At 66.3% G+C, this 10913-nt stretch carries 9 protein-coding genes and 1 tRNA gene; 8 read left to right on the forward strand and 2 right to left on the reverse strand.

Annotated elements, in window-relative coordinates:
- Positions 1–9 precede the first annotated feature (9 nt).
- Both ACSBQT_RS16500 and upp read right to left on the reverse strand, forming a co-directional pair.
- The gene (locus tag ACSBQT_RS16500) at positions 10–837 is read right to left on the reverse strand and encodes a winged helix-turn-helix domain-containing protein (protein ID WP_435002120.1); all 828 of its coding nucleotides are present in this window, start codon (positions 835–837) and stop codon (positions 10–12) included.
- A gap of 288 nt (positions 838–1125) precedes the next feature.
- On the reverse strand, positions 1126–1764 hold the full coding sequence (gene upp / locus ACSBQT_RS16505) for a uracil phosphoribosyltransferase (protein ID WP_410710861.1): 639 nt from the start codon (positions 1762–1764) through the stop codon (positions 1126–1128).
- A 73-nt stretch (positions 1765–1837) separates the two neighbouring features.
- Between upp and ACSBQT_RS16510 the strand changes: the two genes are divergently transcribed.
- The 8 genes from ACSBQT_RS16510 (at position 1838) to guaD (ending at position 10882) form a co-directional block, all read left to right on the forward strand.
- Positions 1838–2389 carry a tRNA adenosine deaminase-associated protein gene (locus ACSBQT_RS16510; RefSeq protein ID WP_410710860.1) on the forward strand — a complete coding sequence of 184 codons (552 nt, stop codon included), beginning with the start codon at positions 1838–1840 and terminating at the stop codon, positions 2387–2389.
- A gap of 11 nt (positions 2390–2400) precedes the next feature.
- The gene (locus tag ACSBQT_RS16515) at positions 2401–2853 is read left to right on the forward strand and encodes a nucleoside deaminase (RefSeq protein ID WP_410710859.1); all 453 of its coding nucleotides are present in this window, start codon (positions 2401–2403) and stop codon (positions 2851–2853) included.
- 63 nt (positions 2854–2916) lie between these two features.
- A tRNA-Ser gene (locus ACSBQT_RS16520) sits at positions 2917–3007 on the forward strand.
- Between the two features lie 274 nt (positions 3008–3281).
- Positions 3282–4742: an NCS2 family permease gene (locus ACSBQT_RS16525; RefSeq protein ID WP_410710858.1), complete on the forward strand. Its 1461-nt coding sequence runs from the start codon at positions 3282–3284 to the stop codon at positions 4740–4742.
- Positions 4743–4937: 195 nt separating this feature from the next.
- Complete coding sequence (locus ACSBQT_RS16530; RefSeq protein ID WP_410710857.1) at positions 4938–6395, forward strand: xanthine dehydrogenase small subunit; 1458 nt, start codon at positions 4938–4940, stop codon at positions 6393–6395.
- Entirely contained in the window at positions 6395–8773 is a 2379-nt protein-coding gene (xdhB, locus tag ACSBQT_RS16535; protein WP_410710856.1) for a xanthine dehydrogenase molybdopterin binding subunit, read from the forward strand. The genes ACSBQT_RS16530 and xdhB overlap by 1 nt, the downstream gene beginning before the upstream one ends.
- Complete coding sequence (xdhC, locus tag ACSBQT_RS16540) at positions 8770–9555, forward strand: xanthine dehydrogenase accessory protein XdhC (protein ID WP_410710855.1); 786 nt, start codon at positions 8770–8772, stop codon at positions 9553–9555. Before xdhB ends, xdhC begins: the two co-directional genes overlap by 4 nt.
- Positions 9556–9604: 49 nt before the next feature.
- Entirely contained in the window at positions 9605–10882 is a 1278-nt protein-coding gene (gene guaD / locus ACSBQT_RS16545) for a guanine deaminase (protein ID WP_410710854.1), read from the forward strand.
- Positions 10883–10913: the final 31 nt, after the last annotated feature.

Below are 10913 nucleotides of genomic sequence, written 5' to 3' on the forward strand. Positions count from 1 at the left end.
CGCACGACATCAGCGACGCGCAGTCGCACTCCACACCGTCACATCGGGGTGGGTGTCGTAGCGATATCCCGAACCCCTCATCGTGCGCACCACGGAAGCGTATTCGCCGAGGCGGCGCCGCAGTCGGCGGATGTGGACGTCCACGGTGCGTTCGTCGGGAACCTCACCGCCGGACCACACCGCGGTGATGAGGTCCTCACGGGGCAGGGTCTCATCGGCGTGGGAGACGAGGGTGGCGAGCAGGTCGAATTCCTTCGTCGTGACATCGACGAGGTCACCGTCGATGCGGACCTCGCGGCGGGGGATGTCGATGCGCAGACGTTCCCCGGTGGCCTGGGTGTAGGCGTCGCCGGCCCGGCCGCCGAAACCGCGGGGTGCGGGTGCCGCCGGAGCGGCCGGAGCGGCTTCCTCGCGCAGGGCCGGCGGGTGGATGCGGTTGGGAATGCGCGAGCGCACGGGTCCGTGGGTCGCCGCCGGTGCACCGGTGGCTGCGGGGGAGCCGTTGGCCACGGCTCGCACGGCGTCGATATCGCTGCCGCGGCCCTCCGGGGCCAGCGCGATGACGGCCTGGGTCTCGGCCTGGCTGGCGAGTTCCTTGGCGTAGGCCTGCAGCTCAGCGGCGATCGCGGAGAGGTTCGTGCCGTCGGCCGCGGCCTTGGTCTCATCGAGTCCGATGTAGACGATGATTCCGCGAGCGGCCTTCGGTGAGGGGACGACACCGGCCGGTCCGTAGGTGTGCGGTGGGTTCTGCGGGTCGACTGCGCTCAACCTGGCTCCTGCACGTCGAGTGGCCACTGCACTGCGGGGGTGGACGTAGGCGGGTTCTGGATTCGGCATAGCTGTCCTTTGCTTTCGACCATGAGGTCGATATGACTGGAAGAGTCCGCTGCTTGAGTGAACTCGTTCGAGGCCGGACAGCGGGAGTACGATCACCGACCACGAACGCAGGGCATACACATATGTGCGCCCGGCATTCGCATCTGATGGATCGTCGAAGTCATGGCTTCATTATTTGTCACAAAACTTCGGCCGTGCAAAGGAAAGTCCGAAAATGAGACGACTGTGACGAAATATGACGTCACAGTCGCCGAGGCTGACGACCGAAATCGTCATCCGCGCGCTTGGTCAGTCGACGATTCCGTACATCCGGTCCCCGGCATCGCCGAGTCCGGGCACGATGTAGCCCTTCTCGTTGAGCTTCTCATCGAGAGCCGCCGTGTACACCTTCACCTCGGCGGAATCGCTGTAGTCGCGTTCGATGCGCTGGACGCCCTCGGGGGCGGAGACGAGGCACACCGCGGTGACGTCGCGAGCTCCGCGAGCGAGCAGGAAGTCGATGGCCATGGCCAGGGTGCCGCCGGTGGCGAGCATCGGATCGACGACGAAGATCTGCCTGCCGGTGAGGTCATCGGGCAGGCGATCGGCATAGGCGCTGGGTTCGAAGGTCGTCTCGTCGCGGACCATTCCGAGGAATCCCACCTCGGCGGTGGGGAGGATGCGCAGCATTCCGTCGAGCATGCCGAGCCCGGCACGCAGGATCGGGACCACGACGGGACGGGGTTCGGCGATGCGGGTGCCGGTGGTCGTCGTCACCGGAGTCGAGATCTCCTTGTCCTCGACGGCCACCGATCGGGTCGCCTCATAGGCCAGCAGCATGACGAGCTCTTCGGTGAGCTGTCGGAAACGAGCGGAATCCGTGTTCACATCGCGCAGAGCGGTGAGTTTGTGGGCGATGAGCGGGTGGTCGGCTACGTGAAGATGCATACCCCAAATGGTACGGGAGAACTTCGGGCTTAAGGCAGTGGTCAACGCGGGGCGAAGCGTTCACAATGGAGGCATGTCGTACTTCACTGAGATCCTGGCCGATTCCGGCGATGGCTTCCGCGCCCTCGATGTCGACGTCCGTGACGCGAGCGACCTCGACGACCTCGTCGATATGATGCGTTCGGCAGCCGGCGATGACGGAGAGGCCGTGGCCGTCATCGAACACGAAGACGAATGGTTCGGGCTCGTGCGCCTGTGCCGGAACAACGAGGTCAAGGTCTTCCTCTCCGATCTCGCCGCGGCCGAGGCGAGCCCGTTCGCGGAGATCTTCGCCGACTTCCTCGACTCCCGCCCCGACGCCTATGACGCCGAACCCGAAGAGGATTTCGGTGCGGAGGAGGACGAGGCCGCGGTCGACGAGGAGGACGACGAAGACGAGGTCGAAATGCTTGAGTTCGACGCCGACGCCGAGTGGGGCGGAGACGCTGACATCTATTCCGACCGCGGAGTCCCCGCAGCCACGCTCATCGACCAGGTCGAAAGCTATCGGTCCGACCCGGCCCGCGTCGTCGCCCATGTCGGTGAGACCGTCGGCTTCGCCGATCAGCTCGAGGCCGCACGCTGACCGCTGCGTCCGTGACCCGGTTCGATGAATGGATGGGGCATGCCCTCGCCGAGGCGGCCCTCGCGCCCGCCCATGACGACGTTCCCGTCGGGGCCGTGGTCATCGACGCCGGCGGAGTGATCATCGGGCGCGGTCACAATCGACGCGAGGTCGATGCCGACCCGCTCGGCCACGCCGAACTCATGGCGATCTCAGCCGCCGCCTCAGCGAGGGGTGAGTGGCGCCTGGACGGCTGCACCCTCGTCGTCACGCTGGAACCGTGCGTGATGTGCGCCGGCGCCCTCGTCGGCTCCCGCATCGACCGAGTCGTATTCGGTGCCTACGACGACAAGGCCGGGGCGGTCGGATCGGTCTGGGACCTGCTGCGCGACCGCGCCGCACTCCACCATCCGGAGGTCACCTCGTGCGTCCGAGCGGAGGAGAGCCGGGCCCTGCTGAGGGAGTTCTTCGCGGTCAGACGCTGACGTGTCCCAGCTCACGGCGAACCGATTTGGACGCAGAAAGTCCACCGCTGTACAGTTGTCGGCGGTGGCGTGTCCGAGCGGCCGAAGGTGCAACACTCGAAATGTTGTGTAGGGCAACCCCCTACCGTGGGTTCAAATCCCACCGCCACCGCCAAGGGAAACCCCTGATCAGACGCAACTGATCAGGGGTTTCGTCTGTTTCGTCGAAGGATGGCATCGGCGCGGGCAGAGGTGTGATGATTGACACACTGAGGTCGAGCGGCGAGACTTGCTCGGTGAAACAGAAAGAGTTTTCCGGGATATGGAATTACTTTTCGGTATCCGGGGCTGAAGACTCGACTGTTTCATTGCGCATGTTCAAGGCGCAGGGCCGACGACGATGATGTCGCCGGCTGACCAAATCGAACAACCTGAGGTGGTCCATGAAAATGGCTGACAACGACCAAGCGGTGCAGACCGCATCTTCGAGACCGGGGCTTCTCGACAAATTCTTCGAAATCACCCATCGAGGCTCGACGATCAAGCAGGAGATCCGCGGAGGCATCGTCGCCTTCGTCGCGATGGCCTATATCGTCGTCCTCAATCCGCTCATCCTCGGCGGTTCCCAGGACATCGCCGGTGACAGCCTCGACTTCGCCCAGTTGACCGCGGTCACCGGGCTCGTCGCCGGCGTCATCACGATCCTCTTCGGCGTCGTCGCCCGACTGCCCTTCGGCCTGGCCGCAGGCCTGGGCATGAACAGCTTCCTCGCTGTGTCCGTCGTTCAGGAGGTCACCTGGGCCGACGCGATGGGACTGGTGGTCATCAACGGCGTCATCATCGTCGTCCTCGGTGCCACGGGCATCCGCACCGCGATCTTCAACGCCGTCCCACACGCGCTGAAGATCGCCATCACGGTGGGCATCGGACTCTTCATCGCCTTCATCGGCTTCGTCAACGCCGGGTTCGTCACGCGCACCCCCGCGGGCCCACCCGTCCAGCTGGGCCAGGACGGATCGATCGGCTCCCTGCCGACGCTGGTCTTCGTCTTCGCGCTCGTCCTCATCGGCATCCTCGTGGCGCGGAGGATTCCCGGCGGCATCCTCATCGGCATCATCGTGGCCACGATCGCCGCGATCATCATCCAGGCGTTTGCGAAGCTCGGCACCGTCGGCGACCCGGTCAATCCGGACCCGCTGGGCTGGAACCTCTCCGCGCCGGAATTCCCGAAACAGGTCATCGCCCTTCCCGACTTCGGTCTCATCGGCGCCTTCGACCTCGTCGGCGGCTTCCAGCACATCGGAGTCCTCGCAGCCACGATGCTCGTGTTCACCCTCGTGTTCACGAACTTCTTCGACGCCATGGGCTCGATGACCGGTCTGGCCCGCAGCGCCGGACTGCAGACAGAGGACGGAATGTTCCCGCGCATCCGCGGAGCCTTCATCGTCGAGGGTCTCGGCGCGGTCTTCGGCGGCGGTGCCTCCGCATCGTCGAACACGGTCTTCGTCGACTCCGCAGCCGGAATCGCCGAAGGCGCACGCACGGGTCTGGCCGCCTGCATCACCGGTGTGCTGTTCCTGCTGTCGATGTTCTTCTCACCGCTCATCGCCGTCATCCCGATGGAAGCCGGAGCCGCGGCGCTCGTCGTCGTCGGCGCCATGATGGTCACGCAGATCCGTGAGATCGACATGACCGACTTCCGCACCTCGCTGCCGGTCTTCCTCACCATGGTGACGATGCCGCTGACCTATTCGATCGCCAACGGAATCGGCGTCGGATTCATCTCCTGGGCGCTCATCCACGCCATGAGCAACCGTGCCCGCCAGGTCCACTGGCTGCTGTGGATCGTCTCGGCCGGATTCGTCCTGTACTTCGTTCGCGGCCCGATTTCGGCTATCTTGGGGGCATGAGAACAATGGTTGGACACTCAGCTTGGGGAAAGGGTCAGATCGCCCACGGGGCTTGACCTGCGGGGACGCCCAGTCCCCTCATCCGCGTTCTTCTGCGCTGTTCGCATGGATAACCAGAGGCTCGAAGAACGAAGCAAATTGTTCCAACCATGCACTGTGCGCCTCAGTGGAGAGGCGCGGGAGGTGTGAAGTGCGATGTCCGCAGCGACAACGGACCAGTCAACTGCCGAAGTGACAATCAACGGGACCGTCCGCGAGATCGACGGCCCACCCCATACGAATGCGCTGGACTTCCTGCGCGGTCAGGGTCTGACCGGAGCGAAGGAAGGCTGCGCCGAAGGCGAATGCGGGGCCTGCGCGATCATGGTCGCCCGCCCCGACGAATCCGGTGGAACCCGCTGGACCTCAGTGAACTCCTGCCTGCTGCCCGCAGCAGCCCTCGACGGGGGAGAGGTCGTGACCTCCGAAGGTCTGGCCGACGGAGACACCGTCCACCCCGTCCAGGAAGAGATGGCCGTGCGCGGCGGATCCCAATGCGGATACTGCACCCCCGGCTTCATCTCCTCGATGGCCGCCGAATACTACCGCCCCGACCGCTGCGAGGACGGCTTCGACCTCCACTCCCTGTCGGGCAATCTGTGCCGCTGCACCGGCTACCGCCCCATCCGCGATGCCGCGAATGCGCTGGGACAGCCCGCCGCAGACGATGCGCTGGCCGCTCGCCGTGAGCGTCCGGCCCCGTCGGCTCGAGCCACCGATTATCAGCGAGCCGACACCGCCACGGGGAAGATCGGACGCTACCGTCGTCCCGCCACCCTCGCCGAGGCGACCTCCATCCTCAGCCAGGATCCCGAGGCCACCGTCGTGGCCGGGGCCACCGACTGGGGTGTCGAGGTCAACATCAAGGGAGCGCGCGGTAAGAACATCCTCGCCGTCGATCGGCTCGAGGAGATGCGCGGAATCCGCCGCACCGAATCGTTCGTCGAACTCGGTGCGTCCCACACCCTGTCCGAACTCGAGCGTGAGCTCGCCGGAGGCATTCCGCTGCTGGGCAAGCTGTTCCCGCAGTTCGCCTCCCGTCTCATCCGCAACGGGGCGACCATCGGCGGCAACCTCGGCACCGGTTCGCCCATCGGCGACACCCCGCCGGCTCTGTTGGCCCTCGAAGCCGAACTCGTGCTCACCTCGGTGCGCGGGGCGCGAACCGTGGCACTGGCCGACTACTTCACCGGATACCGGCAGACTGTGCGGGAAGCCGATGAGCTCATCACCGCCATCCGCATCCCGCTGCCGCTGTCGCCGCTGACCTCGTTCCAGAAGATCGCCAAACGCCGCTTCGACGACATCTCCTCGGTGGCGATCGGCTACGCCGTCGACATCCGGGACGGAATGATCGCCAAGGCCCGGATCGGCCTCGGCGGAGTCGCAGCCACCCCGCTGCGCGCCACCGCCACCGAAGCCCTCCTCGAAGGTCGGCCCTGGACAGTGGAGACCGTGCACGCGGCGGCCGAGACCCTGGCCGCCGAAGGCACCCCGATGGACGACCACCGGGCGAGTGCGAAATACCGGACCGCGATGCTGCGGTCCTCCCTCGAACGCTTCTACGCCGAGCAGCTCGGCCACCCGGCCGTGACCAGCAAGGAGGTCAAGTGATGAGCCAGCTCTCCCAGCGCCCCGCCGACCCGGTCGTCGGCGAACGCCACCACCACGAAAGCGCCTTCGGCCACGTCACCGGAACCGCGCTCTACACCGATGACCTCGTCGGACGTCTCACCGGGGTCCTCCACGCCTTCCCCGTGCAGTCGACGACCGCGCACGGCCGCCTCGGCGCCATCGATACCGCACCCGCGTATGCGGTGCCCGGAGTCGTCAAGGTCATCACCGCAGCTGATATCCCCGGCGTCAACGATCAGGGGGTCAAGCACGATGAGCCGATGCTGCCGGTCGACGAGATCATGTTCTTCGGCCAGCCCCTGGCCTGGGTGCTCGCCGAGGATCTCGAAGCCGCGAAGGAAGGCGCTGCGGCCGTCACCGCCGAGTTCGAGGAGCTGCCATCGCTGGTGACCGTGCGCGATGCCATCGCCGCCGACAGCTACCACGGCCAGCCCCTGTCGATCGACAAGGGCGAAGTCGACTCCGCGTTCGCCGATGCCGCCCATGTCTTCGAAGGCGAATTCGAGTTCGCCGGGCAGGAGCACTTCTACCTCGAGACGCAGGCCTGCCTGGCCCATGTGGACGAGAACGAGCAGGTCTTCATCCAGTCCTCGACCCAGCACCCCACCGAGACCCAGGACATCGTCTCCCACGTCCTCGGAGTCCCCGCCCACGAGGTGACCGTGCAGTGCCTGCGCATGGGCGGCGGCTTCGGCGGCAAGGAGATGCAGCCCCACGGCTACGCGGCCCTGGCCGCGCTCGGTGCGAAGCTCACGGGCAGGCCGGTGCGGCTGCGCCTCGACCGCACCCGCGATATCACCATGACCGGCAAACGGCACGGTTTCCACTCGTCGTGGAAGATCGGATTCACCGAGGAGGGGAAGATCCTTGCCCTCGATGCGACGCTGACCGCCGACGGCGGGTGGAGCCTCGACCTGTCCGAACCGGTGCTCACCCGTGCCATGTGCCATATCGACAACGCCTACTGGGTGCCGAACATCCGGGTCACCGGCCGCATCGCCAAATGCAACAAGACCTCGCAGACGGCCTTCCGCGGATTCGGCGGACCACAGGGCATGCTCGTCATGGAAGACATCATCGGCCGCGTCGCCCCGCAGCTGGGGCTCAGCGCCCGCGAGCTGCGCCGCCGGAACTTCTACGCCGACGGTCAGGACACTCCCTACTACCAGCCGGTGCGTCATCCGGAGCGGATCGGGGCGTGCTGGGACCAGCTCATCTCCCAATCCGATCTGGAAGCCCGCGAGGCTGAGATCGAGGCGTTCAACTCGGGCAGCGAGCACATCAAACGGGGGCTTGCGATCACTCCGGTGAAGTTCGGCATCTCGTTCAACCTCACCGCGTTCAACCAGGGCGGGGCGCTCGTGCTCGTGTACAAGGACGGATCCGTCCTCGTCACCCACGGCGGCACCGAAATGGGGCAGGGACTGCATCAGAAGATGCTGCAGGTCGCGGCCACCACCCTCGGCGTGCCCCTGTCGACGGTGCGTCTGGCGCCGACGCGCACGGACAAGGTGCCCAACACCTCGGCGACGGCCGCGAGTTCCGGCTCCGACCTCAACGGCGGAGCGGTGAAGAACGCCTGCGACCAGATCCTCGATCGGCTGCGGCAGGTCGCCGCGGGCATCCTCGGGACACCCGCCCATGAGGTGGAGATTTCGCGGGGAATCGTCTCCGCCCTGTCCTCACCGAAGACGGTGACCTGGGAAGAGGTCATCAACACCGCGTACTTCCAGCGCATCCAGCTCTCGGCCTCCGGCTTCTACCGCACCGAGGGTCTGCACTGGAACCTCTCGCAGATGCGCGGCGAACCGTTCAAGTACTTCGCCTACGGGGCCGCGGTGTCCGAGGTCGAAGTCAACCGCTTCGACGGCTCCTACACCCTGCGTCGCGTCGACATCGTCCACGACGTCGGAGACTCCCTGTCGCCGCTGCTCGACCTCGGCCAGATCGAGGGCGGTTTCATCCAGGGCGCCGGTTGGCTGACGCTGGAGGACCTCCGCTGGGACGAATCGGACAAGTCGAGCCGCGGCCGCCTGGCGACCCAGGCGGCGAGCACATACAAGATTCCGAGCTTCTCCGAAGTCCCCGAGGTCTTCAACGTCGCCTTCCTCGACAAGGCACATGAAGAGGGAGCCGTGTACGGTTCGAAAGCCGTGGGAGAACCCCCGCTGATGCTCGCCTTCTCCGTCCGCGAAGCCCTGCGCGAGGCCGTCGGTGCCTTCGCACGACCCGGCCACAGCGTCGACCTCGCGTCCCCGGCCACACCCGAAGCGGTGTTCTGGGCGATCGAAGAAGCCCGCGGACAGGACTCGGGGGCGGTCGCCTCGGCGAGGGAAGGACAACGAGTTCCGTCATGACCTGGATGGACACCGCAGCCGAGCTTCGCGCAGCTCGGGTGCCGGCTGTCCTCATCACTCTCGCCGCTGTGCGTGGGCATGCCCCACGTGAGGCGGGAGCGAAGATGATCGCCACCGTCGATGACCTGTTCGGGACCATCGGCGGGGGCAATCTCGAGATGACGGCCCTCACCCGTGCCCGGGAACTGCTCGCCGAGGGGCAGACAGCTCCGGAGATGCTCACCCTGCGGCTCAACGACAAGGCTCCGGCCAAATACGGTCGCCAATGCTGCGGCGGAGAGGTCACCATGCTCTTCGAACCCCTGCCCGTGCCCGCCTCGGTGGCGATCTTCGGCATCGGCAACATCGGACTCGAACTCACTCGGATCCTCGCCCGCCACGACCTCGATCTCACCGTGTCCGATTCGCGGCCCGAGCAGCTCGAGGCAATCGATGGCTTGGAGGAGCCGGTGGCGCGGATCCGCCGCGAATTCGCTGTCGTCGGGGAAGAGGTGATCACGGAGCTGCCGCCCGGAGCACACGTGGTCATCATGACCCACGACCATGCCGAAGACCTGCACCTGTGCTCCGCGGCGCTGACCCGCGGCGACCTCGGATCCGTCGGGCTCATCGGCTCGAATGCGAAATGGCAGCGCTTCCGCAAGAACCTCGCCTCCGAAGGCTTCGCACCCGAGGCCATCGACACCATCCGGTGCCCCATCGGACTGCCCGACCTGCCGGGCAAAGCTCCCGCGACGATCGCCGTCAGCGTCGCCGCAGACCTGCTCGGCCGCATGGCCTGACTTTTCACCACCACTGACTTTCGCCACCACTGACTCTAGGAGAACCACTGTGGTCATCTACCGCGCCCGCGTCTTCGATACGCCGGACAACCCATTCACCGGGGGCAGGCTGCGCTCGGCTGCCGATATCGCCCTCGTCGTCGACGACGGACTCATCACCTCCCGCATCGATTTCGACACTGCCAGGGCAGCGCATCCCGAGGCGCAAGTCGTCGACCTCCGTGACGGTGTGCTCATCCCCGGACTCATCGACACCCACGTCCACCTGCCGCAGGTCAGAGCCATCGGCCACCTCGGAAAGCCGCTGCTCGACTGGCTCGACCAGTGCGCCCTGCCCGAAGAGGCGAAACTCGGGGACCCCGCTTACGCGAAGGCGGTGGCCGGAGAATTCCTCACGGGACTGATCTCGGCAGGGACCACCTCGGCGATGGTCTTCGGTTCGCACTTCGCAACGGCGATGGACACCTTCTTCGCAGCTGCTTCAGCATCGGGGCTGCGGATCACCTCCGGGCTGGTGACGAGCGACCGGAACCTGCCCGATGCGCTGCTCACCGACGTGGAGCGCTCGACCGAGGAGAGCCAAGCGCTCATCGATCGGTGGCACGGGAAGGGACGACTGCGCTACGCGGTGACCCCGCGATTCTCGTTCTCCGCGGGACCGGAGCTGCTGGCCGCCGGGGGTCGCCTCGTGGAGGAGAACCCGGGCATCTGGGTAACCTCGCACCTCAACGAGAACGTCGATGAGATCTCCGGGGTCGCGCAGATCCACCCGGAGGCCCGTGATTATCTTGATACGTACGATCGGGCGGGACTCGTGGGGCGGCGCACCGTGCTCGCGCACAACGTCCACCCGCAGGATCGGGAACTCGAGCGCATGGCCGAGGCCGGGTCCGTGGTCGCACACTGTCCGACCTCGAACTCGGCTCTGGCCAGCGGATTCTTCCCGCTGCGCCGACACATCGAGGCCGGCGTCCGGGTGGCTCTGGGCACCGACGTCGGGGCGGGCACCGGCTTCAACCTGCTCAAGGAAGGCGTGCAGTCGTACTTCATGCAACAGCTCGATCCGGCCGGGGGAGTGGCCTTGACCTCCGCACATCTGCTGCATCTGGCAACTGCGGCCGGCGCCGAGGCGCTCGAGCTCGATGAGGTCGGCGTGCTCAGTGAGGGCAAGCGCTTCGATGCAGTACTCATCCGTCCGGCCGAGGGGCAGCCCTTGGACGTCGGCATCCGCCACGCCGACGACGACGAGGACGCCTTGGCAAAGATCTTCGCCATGGGCACCCCGGGCGACATCGCCGGCGTCTGGGTCGACGGCACCCCTCTCTGACCCTAATTGCTACCTGACGGCGGCCCAGCAA

The sequence above is a fragment of the Brevibacterium sp. H602 genome (assembly GCF_051172395.1).
GTDB lineage: Bacteria > Actinomycetota > Actinomycetes > Actinomycetales > Brevibacteriaceae > Brevibacterium.